The organism is Planomicrobium sp. MB-3u-38, assembly GCF_002836425.1.
Lineage (GTDB): Bacteria > Bacillota > Bacilli > Bacillales_A > Planococcaceae > Planococcus > Planococcus okeanokoites.
The window spans coordinates 179,581-195,106 of the sequence record NZ_PJBO01000001.1 but is presented as its reverse complement, the minus strand read 5'-3'; the positions used below and the strand labels follow the sequence as shown (position 1 = coordinate 195,106).

Below are 15,526 nucleotides of genomic sequence, written 5' to 3'. Positions count from 1 at the left end.
AAACACCCCTTCGTATTTACCACGTTTATACTGATCTCCATTTACGCTGATATAACACAATCGTCATCAGCACGATGAATTCAGAAATCGGGATCGCCAGCCAAGCACCTGTCACGCCGAAGAACACAGGAAGAATGCTGAGTAAAATCAGCAATATTATAATTTCCCGGGCAGCAGTAATCCACGTCGCCATCCGGATTTGACCGGTCGACTGGTAATACGTCATCATGACGAAATTGGTTCCCATGAATAAATAGGCGATGAAGAATAATTGAATCCCTGGTACTGCCAAATCCATCACGGAATCCGGGAAATCACCAAATACGTTTGCGATTGCCCTTGAAAAGAACTGGCCGATGATGAAAAATGCAGTTCCTGCAGCGACCGCAGTCCCGATTGCGTATTGAAGTGTCTTCCGGATTTTCATCTTTTCACCGGCGCCACTGTAATAACTTACTAAAGGCTGGATTGCGGATCCCATACCGAGAAATGCGAGAAGCATAACACTGTGCACATAGTTAAGAATGGCAAATGCCGAAACACCGGCCGTGCCTGCAAGCCGTTCAAATACATTATTATGGGAAATAGTGAAAACTGACATACCAATTTCCGCGAGAAAACTTGGAAAACCGATGACCAGAATCAGCAGCAGTAACTTCCGGCTGAATCTGAATCGCACGAAACGAAGATTGTTCGACTTTTTGAAGAAATGGGAACTGAGTACAAGCATCCCGATAAAAGCGGCAAGCAAAGTTGCAGCCGCTGCGCCCATCACGCCCAAATCAAGCACGAAAAGAAAGATGTAATTAAGGCCGATATTCAGCAGTGACGTTGTTATTAGCGAAGCCATCGCAAGATTCGGACTGCCGTCATTGCGGACCATGATGCTCAGAGCGTTCTCCATTGTAAAAACGAAACCGAACAGCAGCATCAGATATAAATAATCTGCCACGTATGGATACGTTTCAGCATTCGCCCCCAGCAGATAGGCCAATTGGGTCCGGAACGGAAACGCGGTCAATCCGATGAATAACGTTACGATAAAAATCGACAGCATACCATGCGAAAAGACTATTTTCGCTTCTTCCGGCCGCTTGGCCCCCATCAAGGACGAAAACCGGGTTGCTGTTCCAATGCCGATCCACAGCGACATTGCGACAAATAATGTATACACGGGTATCGCAATACCGACGCCCCCCAGTGCTACGGGACCGAGGCGATTTCCGACCATAATCCCATCAGCTACAATATTGATCGCCATCAGCAGCATGCCGATTGTCGACGGCACCAAATAACGGATAAACGATTTCGCTACTGAATCCGTATCCAGCCGTTGTATTGATTGTATTTTCTTCATGTTGAATAACCCTCCTGAAAATCCCTTGTAACGAAAAAACTATTTTTGTTTTTTTAGTTTTCTGTTGCCGAGAAAAAACTGGCTGCTTCAGCCAGCACCTTATTTTTCTTTTATTAATCCATATAATAGTACGTCGCTCATGGCTTCCACGCCTTCTTGCATGGAAATGCTCTGGTCATTGAAAAATTTCTGGTCCAGTGTAATATTGATTGCACTTAATATCATTTTCATTAATAAATCCATGTTCTGTTCCTTGACGATGCCAGCTTCCATGCCTTCCCGCAATAAATCCTCCAGGTCTTCCCAGCGATTCAGCTCCCGATCCACGCGCTGCCACTGTTCCGGATAATACCTTTTCAGCTGCTCCAGAATGCGGAGATCGTAAAACTCGTTATGCTTCGGGATGATTAGAATGACCTGCTGAATTTTTTCCGCCAACGTGAGACTCTTATCTTCTCTAATTAGCCGTGCCTCTTCTTCGTGCCCTGAAAAAGTCATATCTATTATTGTTTCTAATATCTCCAGCTTAGAAGAAAAATTTTCATACAGGGTCCGTTTGCTGATTCCAAGTCTTTTCGCCAAATCGTCCATTGTAAACTTGATCCCGTTTAATCGGGTCTCTTCAATAAACCCTTGAATAATTCTGTTTTTCACGTTCGAACCCCCTCACAAAAACTAATAATACACTTTTAGTTTTTTAAGTTCAAGCTTTAACATCTGCATCTCCCCTTTACTTTTAGTGGTATTATTTACTAAAAAGAAGATTTTTAATAACTCGTCGAGGAGAGAATAAAATGTCAGAACGATTTTGGAATTTCGAATTAATGGATCCATATGAACTGGTAAGCCTGACTCCGGCGATGGTCGATAAAGCAGAAGAAAAATTCAAAGTCACTTTTCCTGCGCGTTATCTCGAATTGCTTCAGGAACAAAACGGCGGGTCGCTGTACCTAAACAAGTTCCCTATCGCAGATTTTGAAGAAGGCTCAATCGACGTCGATTATTTATGGGGAATCGGGAAAAGCGGCAAACAAGGGATTTATGTAACTTCCTACTTGATCAAAGAATGGGGATTGCCTAAGAATCTGGTTTTATTGAATGGTGACGGCAATTTCTGGATCGGGCTGGATTACAGGCAGAATCCGCAGGAACCAGGAGTGGTTTACCTGGAAAGCGACAGCGACGTGGAAATAACCCTGGCCCCAAGTTTTGAAGAATTCGTTTCCAGACTCTACCGGGAAGAAGGTTCAGACGAACTCGACATGTCCTTGTTCGAAGATGATAAAACCGAGTTTACCCAAGAAGAAGCTGAACAAGCTTTCGCCGATAATATTGTATTGCCGATCAGTCTCGCCCTCTTCCACCTGACCAAAGTTGAGACGGATATCGATTGGTTTTTGAATCAAGCCGGAAAGCTTTTAAATAATAAAGATTCCACCATCGTCATGGAAACTGAAGTCACTATGATGCAAATTCTGCTGAATCAACCCGAACAGTTCACGCCGCTTCACCTGCAGAACATCAAAAAAATGATGGCATCGCTGAAAAAAGAATGGAAATGGCATAGCGACATCATCAATTATGCGCAAAAAATCGAAGTGAAAATAAAGCAGATGTCCGTTTAATATGATTTCTGGAGGCTAAATAATTTGAAAAAGCAACTGCTGTCCATAATTGCGATTGCAGCAATCGTTTCTTCAGGCATCTTTTATTTCTACATGAATTCTGGTGAATCAGATTCCCAAAAAGCGCTGGACAGTTTTTACACTCATCATAATCCCACTAATGCGGGGAGCCAAGAGTTTTCACTGAAAAAATTTGAACGAGTCGATGATACTGCAAGTTGAATTGCCATTATGGAGTCTGCTGGCGGAGAGCTTACCTATGCCCATTACGAAGAAGATTGGCTGGGTCGCTTAATTATACGTTCAATTGGTAGGATGCCTGAACTCACTTACGCAGATATTCAGACTGACAATGGACTCCATGGTGTGCTTACAGGCATGAACGCGTCCAAATCTGCAAACGAAATCCATGTCCGGACATTGGGTGCAACCACGCTTGATTTCAGTTTCTCCGTAAAAGATGAAAAATATATTATAAAATACGAAAAATTGCCGGTAGACACTATTTCGAGCGCTCCAGCTGAAACCGAATCGTATGCGTGAGATCATACAGGTAACGATCACCGTAAATAAATTCATTTTCCATCCTTATTTCCCTTCGACTTCCCACCCGTCTTCATGTAAACTTAATGGGAACATATGTTTTATTTTGTATATAAAAGGGGGATTCCGGATGAAGGGTAACGAGTTTACGGATACGTGGGAATTGGATTCTCTGTTAAAGGGGTCAGGTGAACTGACTGAATTGATCGCGCAAACGAAAGTGGGCATTGCTGAATGCCTGGAACGAGTCGAGGCGCTGGATTTAGCCACTGCTCAAGACAATAAAGAACAGGTTGCCATCGTCCTTCGGGATATCGGCTGCATCCAGAATGCACTGTCCCAGATGAGTTCGTTTGTTACTTGCCTGCTTGCTGAAAATCCGGCAAATCAAAAAGGCGTCTCCCTGCAAGGAAATATTTCCTCAGTGAAGGCTGACTTCAGTTCACTGGTGAAAAAACTTCAGCACCAGCTTGCTGAACTGGATTCCGCGACGTGGGATTTATTGCTGCAAACAGAAAGTTTGAAGGACTACCGATTTATAATGAATGAATGGCGGACCGATGCAGATGCCGCTCTGTCGAATGAAGAAGAAGCCTTGATATCCGATTTAATGATCGACGGTTATCATGCCTGGAACGATTTATACCGCTCCATCCTCAATAATTTGCGCGTCAATATCGAGATGGATGGCAGCGATAAGGCATTTTCTGTCGGGCAAGCAGTGAATTTACGGTCGCATCCAAATTCAGCGATCAGGAAAAACGCTTTTATTGCTTTGGAAAATTTGTGGACGGGACAACAGGAAACGATGGCGCGGATTCTTAATCACATCACAGGGTTCCGCTTGCAGGTCGACCGGAAGCGCGGAGCTTCGAGCAGTTTGGAGCAGCCGCTCAAAGATAACCGGATGAGCGAAAAGACGCTGCAGTCTATGTGGCGGGTTGTCGAACGGCATAAGCCTGCGTTTGTCGATTATCTGGACCATAAAGCGCAATCAGCCGGGAACGATCAAATGCCTTCCTATGATTTTTGGGCGCCTTTCGCAGAAAAGGACATCTCCCTCGGTTACCGGCAAGGTGCCGAATTCATCCTTCAGCAATTCCGGAACTTCGGACCGGAGTTGGAGCAATTCACCCGCAATGCCTTTGAAAAAGGCTGGGTCGAAGCAGCCGATCGTCCTGGAAAATCGGCTGTGGCTTTTTGCGCAGGCTTTCCGCTGTCGGGTGAATCCCGTGTATTTCTGACTTTTGACGGCTCGATAACCACGCTTCTGACGCTTGCCCATGAACTCGGCCACGCCTTCCACAATCATGCATTGAAAGATGTGGCTCCGATGAACCGCCGCTACAGCATGAGCACAGCGGAAACCGCGTCGACGTTTGCTGAAATGATTGTGCTCGATGCGGCGATTGAGCAAACTGACGATGCCGACGAAAAACTGATGCTGCTGGATGAAAAGATAAAACGCAGTGTCATGAATTTCATGAACCTCCATTCCCGCTTCCTTTTTGAAGGACGGCTCTATGAAGCGCGTAAACAAGGAATGGTATCAGCTGACCGGCTGAACGAGATGATGGAAGGTGCTCTTACTGAAGCCTATGCCGGTTCCATGAGCCACGTGCCGGTCCATTCCTGGATTTCGACGCCGCATTTCTATATCACTTCTTCCCCGTTCTATAATTTCCCTTATACATTCGGTTATCTGTTTGCTGTCAGTATTTATGCAAAAGCGAAAGAACAAGGAGCCGATTTCGAGAAGAATTATTTAGCATTGCTGCGCGATACCGGCAGTATGACGGTCGAAGATTTGGCAATGAAGCACCTCGGAGAAGATATTACGCAGGAGAGTTTCTGGGAAAAAGGGATGGCTCTTTGCCTGAAGGATGTAGAGGAGTTTATCCAGCTGTCGTCAAGGAGTTTGGTGAGGCAGTGATTTGATGGATTTGAATAAATTAAAAGAAGGACTCCATTTCGGAATCCTTCTTTTTTCCGTTAATATGTTCCAGTGCAAGCACATCTGCCTTAAGTGATTGAAAATTACATGAGAACCATTCAAACTGGAAATATTAAAACACTTACAGCGTCAGTTATGATGACAGGCACTGAGGAAAACTATTTATGAGGTGACTCCGCATGACAACCGATATAATCATTTCGCTTCTCGGCATCCTGCTTCTGCTTATCCTAGGCATTTATTTGCTGCAGGGCAAAGGTGCGATGTTGATCGCTGGATATAACACTTTGCCGAAAGAAGAAAAGGAAAAATACGATGAAGCGGCTTTATGCAAGGCAACTGGAAAATTGATCCTGAGTTTCATCGCACCCATTACGCTGATTTCTCTGGGTGACCTACTCCAGATGAACTCCCTGATGATTGCCGGCGGCGTTTTACTCGCCGTCCTGATTGTCTTCGGACTGATTTACATTAATACCGGAAACCGGTTTAAAAAGAATGCATAAAAGATAAAGGCATCTTCTTACGAATGAATTGTACGTAAAAAATGGATGCTTTTATCTTGCCGGCAATATGACACAGTTTCTTTTGGATTCATTTATATTACACACTTTACAGACACCTGTTATCTATAATTAAACCAAAAAAATATACTTACCCAACTTCCCCCTGCTTCTGCACAATCAATACATACAACGATTCTGAAGGAAATACTTTTTCAACTACCCGGAAACCGGCATCCTCCATCTCCTGTTCCATCCCTGCCAACGTGATTCTTGGCGCTTTATGGGAGGATTCCCCTTTAGGTTCGAGTTCGATACAGATCAAATGACCATCATCTTTCAACACATTTTTCATTTGCGTCAATGTTTGATCCAAAGGCCGGATCTCGTGTAATACCAATGAAGCGATCACCAGGTCGACCCTTTCATCAGGCAAGGGAATATCCGAACCATCTGTGTGAACCGGAATGATGTTTTCAATTTCCGCGTGCAGAGCTTTCGCTTTTATAACGTCCAGCATTTCAGCATCCATATCAAGCGCATATACATTCCCAGTCACTGCTTTCGCCGCGGGAATCGTAAAGTAACCGGTACCCGCCCCGAAATCCAAAACAGTATCCGTTTCCTTGATTGGAATCAGGCTCAATAATTTTTCTGGAGACAAGTCATTTTTTCGCGCGGGATTCTCCAGATAAGACATTTTCCCGTGAGACCCGTGCTTACTATGCAAGTTTTTATGTTTCTCGTGCATCTATTTTCCTCCTCTTATAGATTTTTTCAACTGAATTTCTCTTCGATCATCGCGGCATTGATGCTGATGGCGGCCATGCTGCCTTCCGCAGCCGCAAAAATCAACTGGGATGCGCCGGCCAACGAGACATCTCCACAGGCATAAACGCCTTCAATATTCGTCCGTTTCATCGCGTCGCTTTCCACGCCGCCGTGGTCATTGAGTTTGCAGCCGAGCGACGCTGCGATATCCGAAGCAAGCGTCCATTCCGGCGTTATGAATCCGCCTTCCCGTGAAACCGCTCTTCCGTCTTCGAAAAGAACTTCCGCCAGCTTACCGTTCTCTCCATTTAACGCACGGATTTTTTCTTCATAAACCTGAATGCCCCTGCTTTCCAGCAGACTTTTCTCTTCTTCAAGCAACTGCCGTCCATTTGTGCAATAAATCAAATCGTCCGTCCAGTTCGACGCCACTTTCACCATATGCGATGCCGCTTCGTTATCTGAAATGACGACTAATGCCTTGTCCCGCATTTCCCAGCCATCGCAGAACGGACAGCTGAACAGGCTTTTTCCGTAAAATTCGTCCACTCTTTCCACATCCGGCAGAATTTCTTTAAAGCCCATTGCCAGAATGATCCGCTTGGCCTGGAATACCGCTCCGTCTTCCGCTTCAAGGTGGAACAGTCCATCTTTCTTATGAACACGTACAACACGTTGCTTCTGAATTTCAACATCTGGATACTTCGCCAATTCTTCATGGCCGATCCGTTTGAATTCCTGCGGATCGACGCCATCCCGCGTGATGAATCCATGCGATTCCGAAACGACCGCATTGCGCGGTTTATTGTCATCGAACAGGACGGTTTTCCGCCGGGATCTCCCGAGCACGAGCGAAGCGTTCAGCCCCGCTGGCCCTCCCCCGATTACAGCACAATCGAGTATCATTCCAATCACTCCTTCTAATTTCAATTAACTTTCAATCCCAGCCTGTTTTTCTTTCGCCATCCTGACAATATCGATCAGCAGCTTGTTTTCGAGCTCGTGCTTCATATTGTCTTCTGCCTGCTGCATGACGTTTTCAATCAGGCAGCCTTCGTGATGGATCGAGCACTCGAATAAATTCGTATCCCCTTCAATCGATTTGATGACATCGAGAAATGAGATTTCCTTTTGCTTGCGTGAGATTTTGTAGCCGCCCTTTACGCCGGGCGTCGACTCGATCAGTCCGGATTTCGTCAGCTTGGTCAAAATTTTCGACAGATAGGTCGGGGACAGTTTCTGCATCGCAGCCAGCTCCTGAACCCCTATCGGCTCCCCGTCAGACTGGCGCATGATATGGACCATCGTGTGCAAAGCGTAGTTCGTCGCGTTCGAATATTTCATGGTGACCTCCTGTAAGATTTATTCGCAGATATCAAAGACTCTATTTGTCTTTAATTGATTTAAATTTATCACCCTCTATGCAGGAAGTCAACTCACGGGATTTTTTCTCACAAAAAAAGAAGCCGCTTTTTAACAAGCCGCTCCTTCCTATTTAACATCTCACATATCTCCGCTTGAAGCCCAGGCGATCTTTTTCCATCGCTTTCTCGATGGTCGCGGCGGCATTCAGGAAATTGCTCTTCTTGCCTTCGCGCTTCATTTCAACAGGACCGATCTGCCGCGCTGTTTCCAGCGCTTTTTCGCTCAATGGCTTATATGATACACCAACCGTTTCGATAAAATTATTCATGGCGGATTTTGTGCGTTCCGGCGCTTCGTGAATCGTGTCTTTCACGAGTTCCAGCATGCCGGACAGCTTGCTCTCCGAAAACTCCTCGTCCTTGCGGCTGCCGAGCAGCCAGCAATAACAGCTCCAGCCGGCGGACATCCGCAGCTCCTCGCCGCTCGCAATCCATTTGTCTGCCACTTCCTGCGCAATATCCGATTCCGACAATGTCACAGCCACCACGTAATCAGACAGCATAAAGAAATACGCCGAATCCAGCCAGCGGTCGTAATCCTCTGCCGTCATCGCCTTCGGGTCGGCAATGATGCCCGCGAAATACATCGCATCGTAATTGCCGGTCGCGTATAATTCTTCCGCCAGTTCCTGATCGATCTTTATTTTCTTCGCTATCGGTTTCATGGCACCTGTCGCCACACCGAAAAGCGGCTCATGTGCACCATTCGAAAGGTATTTCTTCTTCATATTTTCTTTGCTCAATGCCTCAAGTTCCTGCATGACCGTTTCAAAATCCATCGCTGCGCACTTCCTTTCGGATCTGTTCTTAATACTTTACAATAGTCGTCACACCCCGCGAGGTTATTTAATTTTTGCGGCTTAACTCTTAGGCTTCATTTCTGCGGAATTCACTTTTTTCCTATCTGAGCGCCACCTCAGAAAGTTCATTACTTCCGCAATCAGAAATCCGCCAAATATCCACGGCAGCAAGCCGAAACCTTCCGGATCAGCGAATAGTTCCGCCGCCCCTAATGCCACGATTACACCTGTGAAAAGCATCAGATAATATTTCTTGTTGCTCGCTATGTATGAGATCATCCGAATCATTCCTTTCTGGCACTCACCCCTTTAGAATCAGCTTGCTTTTCATTCCCCTAGTATGTGCTTTAATTCTTCTGTCTGATCTGCAGTCAAAATAAAAAAGTTTTGATCTTCATTTCCGGCTAGGTCGTCATTCGACAGAATAGTGCTGCCATCTTCCTGGTACCAGACGTAACGGCTAATTTCAGAAACACCTTCCTCCCGTATATCCAAAGTGAAGAAAGTATCCGCTAAACTGGATAAATCTGCGGGCTGCTCCACCTCTTTTTCAGTATTCATGATATCTCTCAAATCCGTTATCGATTCTGTATTCGTGATGTCAGTATGGAACTTTACTCCACTCGTTTCATCCTCTTGAAACGGAGTCCCAATCCTTATCACTTCATCATTTGACGAACAGCCTGCAAGTGTTATGGCGAGAACGGCTATTGCAATCAACCCTTTTAAATGCTTCACATGACCCGCTCCTTCCGGATATATTACATTTTCAATTTCGCAAAATCTTCTAACTATATTTTACCATATGTTGAAGCAACCACTTAGGGGTGACAATAAAATTGCAAAAAAGCGGATGAGAAACCCGCTTAGGGCGATTCGTTTTACTGAACGTTGATATATTCTCCTAAGCGTTGATATAATTTTTTGAACGTAGATATAATTTGCTGAGCGCTGATATAATCTCCTGAACGCCGATATAATCTCCTGAACGCCGATTTACAAGCAATCACGCAAAATCAGCTCTTCGAAAAGGCGGTTTCAGCCGCCAACCAGCCTTTATTTCAATCGAACCTCAATCAAAATCCCAATTCAAAAGAAACACGCATGCTTTTCGCAGGCGAAAAGCGAAAAAACCGAAAGCCAGACCAGCCTTCGGTTTCAAGCCAAAAAATACTCTTCCTTATTATCGATGCGGTACAGCTTCACCTCGCCCCAGGTGTTCGAGCGGCTGATGAAATTATACGATTCAGTCGGCGCGAGCCCTCTTGATACGCCTTTGATTTTGCCGACGGGCTGCGCCGATTCTTCGCCGATACGGCAGGCATAGCACCATTTTGTATCCTCCAGCACGAAATAGACGAAATCGCCGCGGATACTGACAGAAAAGGTGCCTTTATTCAGCAGGTCCGGTTCGTTATGGATGGTGATTGATTTCGACTCCGGAACGATTTCGACCAGCGGCTTCAGCAACGGCACAAGCCAGATTGCGGAATTCTTACCTTTGACGAGCGCCAGTATTTCCAGAATATCAGGCTTGTCCGGCAAATCGGTTTCATATTTGAAAATCGGCAGGCCGTCCCATCCGAATAAAACCAGCTTTTCACTCGGAAGGCCCGATCTGAATCCCCCGTAATAATAGCTGAGCCAGAATCCTTCCGGACCAACTGCAATGTCTTCGATCGCATCACCTGCATAAAACGAAGCAATAATTTCACCAGTGAGGTTCAGGACGAAAATGTTCCTTTCAAACCTGCCGCTTCTGCGCTGGACGAGAACAATCCGCTCCTGATCGATCCAACGGACGAAAGGATTGGGATCATTTATTGGAGAAGGAATCCATTCACTGTTGATGATGAGCCAGTTTCTTCCCTTAATTGATAAATAGAGTACCAGTCCGTTTTGGTCCTGCCAGTCTGCGTCACGAATCGAATATTCCTTGAAACGTGAATCGCCGCTTGAAAAAACAACTTGTTCAATCAGATGAATAGGTGTTTTAAGCATTTTCAGCACATCCTGACTTTTGCTTGGTGCTTAGTTTATTCGCTGGAAGTTGGCAATAACCCTTGCGCACCATCGCTTTTCAAGCAACGGATCGCATATATGCTTTGCTCCGCCTCGTACCGGAAAACTTTCCGTTCCAATCCCATGCCCAATTTCTCCAGCAGCCTGCACGAAGCAAAGTTTTCACTTTGCGTTTCCGCCAATACCGCCGGCAACTTTAAACTGTTCAATGCAAAATCGATAATCACTGTAACCGTTTCAGCCGCGTATCCCTTTCCCCACCAATCCGGCAGGAATTGGTAGGAAACTTCATAGTCGATTCCATCGTGATGAAGATCCAAAGAAATCAAGCCAATAAACTCGTTAGTGCTTTCTCTCCGCGCCACCCAGTAATATGCAGCTGATTGTGGAGTGAGCATACTTTCAAGAGTTTCCTTGAGAGAATCCGCATCTCGAATACCGCCAAGATATCTTCTTACTTCCTCATTTACAAAAAGCTTAGAAACGTCTTCACAGTCCGATTCCTGAAAAGCCGATAGTACACACCTTTCTGTCTTAAACAAACAAAATTCAGCTCCTTACTTGTGCCCAGCCCACTTCAGGTTGGCTGGTTCTTAATTTTGAAATAATAAAAGATCTGAATGGCTGGGAGAAACACCAGCGGCAGGAAATAAACTCTCATTTCGATAAAAATGAGGATCAGGAAGATGGGCAGAAACAGAAAATAACTAAGCAATACCGTTTGGTGAGAGTTTTTTGCCAGTCCAAGTCCGAAAAGCAAAATAGATGGGATGATTAGCGTTAACGAGCCAAATCCTAATAAAAAATCGACGATTGCGGTCATGCGGCTCCACCTTTCCGTTGAAGAAAGTTTTGAATGCTTTGATATCTGTATTATATCGCTAAATATACAGAAAAATCCAAATTCGGATTACATTATTTTTCTTTCAACAGAATCTTTACATGCGCATCTATGTAATCACTGAATTCCAGTAAACTCTCTCTATTGAAATTGTCTTCGAACCCTTTGTACACTTTCAACGCTGTCCCGGCTAATGATGCAAACTTTTCCGGAAAATTGAACGCACCCCATTCACCCGCTTCCTGCTTCGAAGAAATCTTCCCTTCTTTTAAATACCAATAAACCCGGATCAAATTGAGTACGCTGTAGACCGGTTCCCGTAAAATTTTTTCCAGACAGTCTTCATAATCGTCAAGGATGGAAGCTATATAATCCGCTTTTGGGACCATCGGAAAAACTTGATCGATCGGCCGGCCTTCCAGACAAATCCCCCGCTGGTGCAAAATCATAAAATGGGCGGCGAGGTCGATATCGTATTTCCCTTCGGTATCCAGACAGGCAGTCGTCCCTTGCGCAGCGTCCTGTTCAAACCGCTCCCGCCAATATTCGCTGAAATGAAAATCGTATGGCGTTGGGAACTTCCATTCTTCCAACTGAGATTGATTCAAAACACTGATTTCAACAGGGTATGGGTTCCGTGACTGCTCCAAGAAAAGAGCGGCCAGCTTCCTCTTTGTCTCCAGACTGATCGGAGTTTCCGTCACAACCAATAAGTCGACATCGCTTCGGGCCGGATTGAATCCACCCATCGCAAGCGAACCATGCAGGTAGACACCGATAACCGGAACCTCTATCTGATGATGCAGATTCATGATCAAGGCATCGAGAAATTGTTTTATCTCTATTGAACTTATTATCATTTTATCGCCCACAAGAAAAAGCCTCCCTTTTTACTTATTGCTGCATTTTTCTAACCAGCCATCACTTTCCCTATTCCTCACTATAAGCTTTTCGCTTCCACAGTAAAAGGCAGCCGGAATCGAAAATTCCGGCTGCCTTTCTTATCATTACTTTTCCGATATGTCTTCGAGCGCATCCTTCGATTTCACATCTTCCTTTTTGATGATGGACACCGAGCCGTCTCCTTCAAGTACGATCGCTTCCACATTTTCAAAAGAACTCATGCCCTGCTGCCGCACTTTGCCTCTTAAATCCTGTTTCCTGATCCGGTTCTTTTGCATCTGCTCTTCATTGAAATTGCCTTCGTAATATAAAAAAACCGGCGAAGCTTTTATGAAATCCGAAAATCTTTTGGATCCCGCCGCCGTTTTCGACACAAGGTATTGCAATAAAGTCAGCATCACCAGCACTGCAGCCCCATCTGCAAAAGAAACTTTATCGCTTGTGATGATACTCGACAAAGTCGCACCATACGTAACAGTTATGATGAAATCAAATATATTCACATTTGTGATAGAGCGTTTTCCGGACATGCGCAGCAGGACAATGAGGAAAGGGTAAGCTAACGCAGACATAATCACAATACGCAGAACGCTTTTCCAACCATCAAATAATAATGTCTCCACTATTTATCCACTTCCTCTCCGTTCTGTTCACAAGGCAGGCTTTACTCAAAAGTTACCCTTTGGTGTGCGGGATGAAACGGAAAGAAGAAGTACAAAAAGAGAGGATGCGTGTGGATGCATCCTCTCTCCTTTTTCATTGTTTACTAATCCTTTATTGTAAAATCACTATCTCAGTTCATCTGAAAGACCGGAGTCTTTTCCGTATTGGAACTTGCCGATTTTCTTTTCTGCAGTAGTAAAGAGGACAACCCCTTCCACATCAGCAATCTCCTCTTCTCCACCTTCTTTCTGATAACCTACCTGCGCAGTGAATGTATATTTATTCGACGCATTTTCAGCTTCTTCAATCGTTGCACCTTTAAAGTCCAGCGTATAATCATTCAAATGGCAAAACTTTGGTAAGCAATTCCGGCTGTTCTTATAAATGTGTCTAGGGCACTTTCCGTAAAGTATTCACCATACTTCTCTTGTACATACTTATCGAATTCTTCATTTACTTCAATACCGTCAACTACTTTTTTATTGTCCGGGTTCCACATTAATTCCATCAGTTCCTCGTCTGGTCCGTTAAATTCCAGTGCCAGCACTTTTTCAATCATTTCCTTATCCGAATCTCCGGCTTCTGTTTGTGAACAGCCTGCTAGAAAAATTCCAGCGAGCACCGTAACAAAACTTAATAGGATTAGGATCAGTCTTTTATTTAGCATGGAGTTCACTCCCTTTGCTTATTCTACGGTTTCCGCCTGAAATAGTTTCAATATTCTCATACTTATCTATTTATTCGCATTAATCCCTTCAACCTTAACTATTAAACGCGGGAAAAGGATACACTTAACAACATCGACTTTCGTAAAATGACTTATAATCAAAGCGCTACTTTTATCCATCTCAATCGTCTAGACCGGTAAGGAGGGGAAAACATGGATGAAGAAGTGGAAAGATTGTTTATTGCACACAATAAAACGGTGTACCGATATATATACTGGCTGGTTAAAAACAAGGAAACTGCGGAGGATCTGACGCAGGATACCTTCTATAAGGCATTCAAGAATCTCCATAAGTTTCAAAGGCAGTCTTCCGAGTCGACGTGGCTGCTGAAGATTGCGCGCAATGTGACTTATGATCATTTCCGCAGAAAAGGGCTGATCAGTTTTTTGAAGTGGGACAGCAAAAGCGATGTGGATACGTCGTCTTTGAGCCCGGAATCCTCCATTCTGCGGAGTGAAGAGCTTGCCAAACTGTATGAGGCATTCGACCATTTGAAGAAAGATTACCGGGACGTATTGATTCTCCGCAAAGTGAACGAGCGTTCCATCAAAGAGACCGCCTATATCCTGGGATGGACGGAAGCGAAGGTAAAAGCCAAGGCCGCGCGGGCATTCGAGGCTTTGAAGCAGGAATATAACCGAAAGGACGGTTTTGTAAATGAGCCAACAAAATGAGTTCGATCCCCTATTCGAAGAAATGAAAAGCGCCGAACTTTCCGATTCCGCAAAACGCGACAGCCTTGCCAATATCCAAAGAAAGCTCAGCCGTAAACGGCCGCATTTCATCCCTACCCTGGCATCTGGTATTGCAGCCGTGGCCGTCATCATCTTTCTTGTATTTTTCGCTTCCAACTCTTCGATGTTCGAGAATATTTCCAGCGGCGGCGCCGGTGAAGATCAATTGGTATTTACCGGTTCAAGCGAGAATTGGGCGATTGAGTATGTGGTTACTTATCCGAGAGAAGATTGGGAGAAAATTGTGTATACAATTACATTTATTGGTGATGAAGTACCTGAAACTGTCGAATATTCAATTGAGGGAACGAGTGGTGGAAGCAGCGGCACAGACACACTATATGCAGATCGAACAGTAAGCGGAACGTCAGAAAGCAACGGTGCGAAGGTACAGGAAAACGAAGAAATAGATGCCACTATCGAGTGGGATGGAAGATCCGAATCTTTTTTGCTGACTCGTGAAGAGTGATAAATATTTTTTTATGAGTTTTGAAAATGAAAGGTTCCATATGCCAATAAAAGAGAGCTTGCATTCGGAAAGCTCTCTTTTATGTTCACTGGAATTTCTCGTTTAATCTGCCGTTAAATCCCGCGTTTTGTTCAACACCTCCGCTACTCCAATGGCTATGCTCGCATTTAGCATGCCGAATACCGAAAA

21 protein-coding genes are annotated in these 15,526 nt (G+C 44.7%); 7 read left to right on the top strand and 14 right to left on the bottom strand.

The window, feature by feature from the left end; translation table 11 throughout:
• Nucleotides 1-25: 25 nt before the first annotated feature.
• On the bottom strand, nt 26-1,357 hold the full coding sequence (locus CXF70_RS01160; RefSeq protein ID WP_101801143.1) for an MATE family efflux transporter: 1,332 nt from the start codon (nt 1,355-1,357) through the stop codon (nt 26-28).
• A 99-nt stretch (nt 1,358-1,456) separates the two neighbouring features.
• Nucleotides 1,457-2,011 (bottom strand): TetR/AcrR family transcriptional regulator, encoded by a 555-nt coding sequence (locus CXF70_RS01155; RefSeq protein WP_101801142.1) that lies wholly within the window; start codon nt 2,009-2,011, stop codon nt 1,457-1,459.
• A 140-nt stretch (nt 2,012-2,151) separates the two neighbouring features.
• Here CXF70_RS01155 and CXF70_RS01150 point away from each other — a divergent pair, with 140 nt between their 5' ends.
• The 5 genes from CXF70_RS01150 to CXF70_RS01130 all read left to right on the top strand — a co-directional run bounded on the left by CXF70_RS01150 (nt 2,152) and on the right by CXF70_RS01130 (nt 5,985).
• Nucleotides 2,152-2,982 carry an SMI1/KNR4 family protein gene (locus CXF70_RS01150; protein WP_101801141.1) on the top strand — a complete coding sequence of 277 codons (831 nt, stop codon included), beginning with the start codon at nt 2,152-2,154 and terminating at the stop codon, nt 2,980-2,982.
• A gap of 24 nt (nt 2,983-3,006) precedes the next feature.
• Nucleotides 3,007-3,204 (top strand): hypothetical protein, encoded by a 198-nt coding sequence (locus CXF70_RS01145; protein WP_101801140.1) that lies wholly within the window; start codon nt 3,007-3,009, stop codon nt 3,202-3,204.
• A gap of 9 nt (nt 3,205-3,213) precedes the next feature.
• Entirely contained in the window at nt 3,214-3,525 is a 312-nt protein-coding gene (locus tag CXF70_RS01140; RefSeq protein WP_101801139.1) for a hypothetical protein, read from the top strand.
• Between the two features lie 130 nt (nt 3,526-3,655).
• Nucleotides 3,656-5,458 (top strand): M3 family oligoendopeptidase, encoded by a 1,803-nt coding sequence (locus CXF70_RS01135; protein ID WP_101801138.1) that lies wholly within the window; start codon nt 3,656-3,658, stop codon nt 5,456-5,458.
• Nucleotides 5,459-5,658: 200 nt separating this feature from the next.
• On the top strand, nt 5,659-5,985 hold the full coding sequence (locus tag CXF70_RS01130; RefSeq protein WP_199172767.1) for a DUF3784 domain-containing protein: 327 nt from the start codon (nt 5,659-5,661) through the stop codon (nt 5,983-5,985).
• A 148-nt stretch (nt 5,986-6,133) separates the two neighbouring features.
• Here CXF70_RS01130 and CXF70_RS01125 read toward each other — a convergent pair whose 3' ends face one another.
• From CXF70_RS01125 to CXF70_RS01065, 12 genes are all read right to left on the bottom strand, one after another.
• A complete protein-coding gene (locus CXF70_RS01125) occupies nt 6,134-6,733 on the bottom strand; it encodes a class I SAM-dependent methyltransferase (protein WP_101801137.1) in 600 nt (199 codons plus the stop codon).
• A 26-nt stretch (nt 6,734-6,759) separates the two neighbouring features.
• On the bottom strand, nt 6,760-7,659 hold the full coding sequence (locus CXF70_RS01120; RefSeq protein ID WP_101801136.1) for an NAD(P)/FAD-dependent oxidoreductase: 900 nt from the start codon (nt 7,657-7,659) through the stop codon (nt 6,760-6,762).
• Between the two features lie 24 nt (nt 7,660-7,683).
• Nucleotides 7,684-8,097 carry an Rrf2 family transcriptional regulator gene (locus CXF70_RS01115; protein WP_101801135.1) on the bottom strand — a complete coding sequence of 138 codons (414 nt, stop codon included), beginning with the start codon at nt 8,095-8,097 and terminating at the stop codon, nt 7,684-7,686.
• A 151-nt stretch (nt 8,098-8,248) separates the two neighbouring features.
• A complete protein-coding gene (locus CXF70_RS01110; RefSeq protein WP_101801134.1) occupies nt 8,249-8,956 on the bottom strand; it encodes a DNA alkylation repair protein in 708 nt (235 codons plus the stop codon).
• Nucleotides 8,957-9,037: 81 nt separating this feature from the next.
• Nucleotides 9,038-9,256, bottom strand: coding sequence for a hypothetical protein (locus tag CXF70_RS01105; RefSeq protein WP_101801133.1), 219 nt, complete (start codon nt 9,254-9,256; stop codon nt 9,038-9,040).
• 48 nt (nt 9,257-9,304) lie between these two features.
• Nucleotides 9,305-9,715, bottom strand: coding sequence for a hypothetical protein (locus CXF70_RS01100; protein WP_101801132.1), 411 nt, complete (start codon nt 9,713-9,715; stop codon nt 9,305-9,307).
• A gap of 420 nt (nt 9,716-10,135) precedes the next feature.
• Nucleotides 10,136-10,978: a hypothetical protein gene (locus CXF70_RS01095; RefSeq protein WP_101801131.1), complete on the bottom strand. Its 843-nt coding sequence runs from the start codon at nt 10,976-10,978 to the stop codon at nt 10,136-10,138.
• Nucleotides 10,979-11,013: 35 nt separating this feature from the next.
• Nucleotides 11,014-11,541, bottom strand: a complete 528-nt coding sequence (locus CXF70_RS01090; RefSeq protein WP_101801130.1) for a GNAT family N-acetyltransferase — start codon at nt 11,539-11,541, stop codon at nt 11,014-11,016.
• Nucleotides 11,542-11,914: 373 nt separating this feature from the next.
• Nucleotides 11,915-12,712 carry an aminoglycoside adenylyltransferase domain-containing protein gene (locus CXF70_RS01080; protein WP_101801128.1) on the bottom strand — a complete coding sequence of 266 codons (798 nt, stop codon included), beginning with the start codon at nt 12,710-12,712 and terminating at the stop codon, nt 11,915-11,917.
• 135 nt (nt 12,713-12,847) lie between these two features.
• The gene (locus tag CXF70_RS01075) at nt 12,848-13,366 is read right to left on the bottom strand and encodes a DUF421 domain-containing protein (RefSeq protein WP_101801127.1); all 519 of its coding nucleotides are present in this window, start codon (nt 13,364-13,366) and stop codon (nt 12,848-12,850) included.
• A gap of 165 nt (nt 13,367-13,531) precedes the next feature.
• Nucleotides 13,532-13,750: a hypothetical protein gene (locus CXF70_RS01070; protein WP_101801126.1), complete on the bottom strand. Its 219-nt coding sequence runs from the start codon at nt 13,748-13,750 to the stop codon at nt 13,532-13,534.
• Nucleotides 13,747-14,073, bottom strand: coding sequence for a hypothetical protein (locus CXF70_RS01065; RefSeq protein WP_101801125.1), 327 nt, complete (start codon nt 14,071-14,073; stop codon nt 13,747-13,749). The genes CXF70_RS01070 and CXF70_RS01065 overlap by 4 nt, the downstream gene beginning before the upstream one ends.
• Before the next feature lie 213 nt (nt 14,074-14,286).
• Here CXF70_RS01065 and CXF70_RS01060 point away from each other — a divergent pair, with 213 nt between their 5' ends.
• Both CXF70_RS01060 and CXF70_RS01055 read left to right on the top strand, forming a co-directional pair.
• Entirely contained in the window at nt 14,287-14,808 is a 522-nt protein-coding gene (locus tag CXF70_RS01060; protein ID WP_101801124.1) for an RNA polymerase sigma factor, read from the top strand.
• On the top strand, nt 14,792-15,337 hold the full coding sequence (locus CXF70_RS01055) for a hypothetical protein (RefSeq protein ID WP_101801123.1): 546 nt from the start codon (nt 14,792-14,794) through the stop codon (nt 15,335-15,337). Before CXF70_RS01060 ends, CXF70_RS01055 begins: the two co-directional genes overlap by 17 nt.
• The last annotated feature ends 189 nt before the right edge of the window (nt 15,338-15,526 follow it).

Excerpts from the sequence above, each read along its gene's own strand:
- CXF70_RS01160 (WP_101801143.1), bottom strand. The coding sequence starts at position 1,357 with ATGAAGAAAATACAATCAATACAACGGCTGGATACGGATTCAGTAGCG.
- CXF70_RS01150 (WP_101801141.1), top strand. The coding sequence starts at position 2,152 with ATGTCAGAACGATTTTGGAATTTCGAATTAATGGATCCATATGAACTG.
- CXF70_RS01140 (WP_101801139.1), top strand. The coding sequence starts at position 3,214 with ATGGAGTCTGCTGGCGGAGAGCTTACCTATGCCCATTACGAAGAAGAT.
- CXF70_RS01135 (WP_101801138.1), top strand. The coding sequence starts at position 3,656 with ATGAAGGGTAACGAGTTTACGGATACGTGGGAATTGGATTCTCTGTTA.
- CXF70_RS01130 (WP_199172767.1), top strand. The coding sequence starts at position 5,659 with ATGACAACCGATATAATCATTTCGCTTCTCGGCATCCTGCTTCTGCTT.
- CXF70_RS01125 (WP_101801137.1), bottom strand. The coding sequence starts at position 6,733 with ATGCACGAGAAACATAAAAACTTGCATAGTAAGCACGGGTCTCACGGG.
- CXF70_RS01120 (WP_101801136.1), bottom strand. The coding sequence starts at position 7,659 with ATGATACTCGATTGTGCTGTAATCGGGGGAGGGCCAGCGGGGCTGAAC.
- CXF70_RS01115 (WP_101801135.1), bottom strand. The coding sequence starts at position 8,097 with ATGAAATATTCGAACGCGACGAACTACGCTTTGCACACGATGGTCCAT.
- CXF70_RS01110 (WP_101801134.1), bottom strand. The coding sequence starts at position 8,956 with ATGGATTTTGAAACGGTCATGCAGGAACTTGAGGCATTGAGCAAAGAA.
- CXF70_RS01105 (WP_101801133.1), bottom strand. The coding sequence starts at position 9,256 with ATGATCTCATACATAGCGAGCAACAAGAAATATTATCTGATGCTTTTC.
- CXF70_RS01095 (WP_101801131.1), bottom strand. The coding sequence starts at position 10,978 with ATGCTTAAAACACCTATTCATCTGATTGAACAAGTTGTTTTTTCAAGC.
- CXF70_RS01065 (WP_101801125.1), bottom strand. The coding sequence starts at position 14,073 with ATGCTAAATAAAAGACTGATCCTAATCCTATTAAGTTTTGTTACGGTG.
- CXF70_RS01060 (WP_101801124.1), top strand. The coding sequence starts at position 14,287 with ATGGATGAAGAAGTGGAAAGATTGTTTATTGCACACAATAAAACGGTG.
- CXF70_RS01055 (WP_101801123.1), top strand. The coding sequence starts at position 14,792 with ATGAGCCAACAAAATGAGTTCGATCCCCTATTCGAAGAAATGAAAAGC.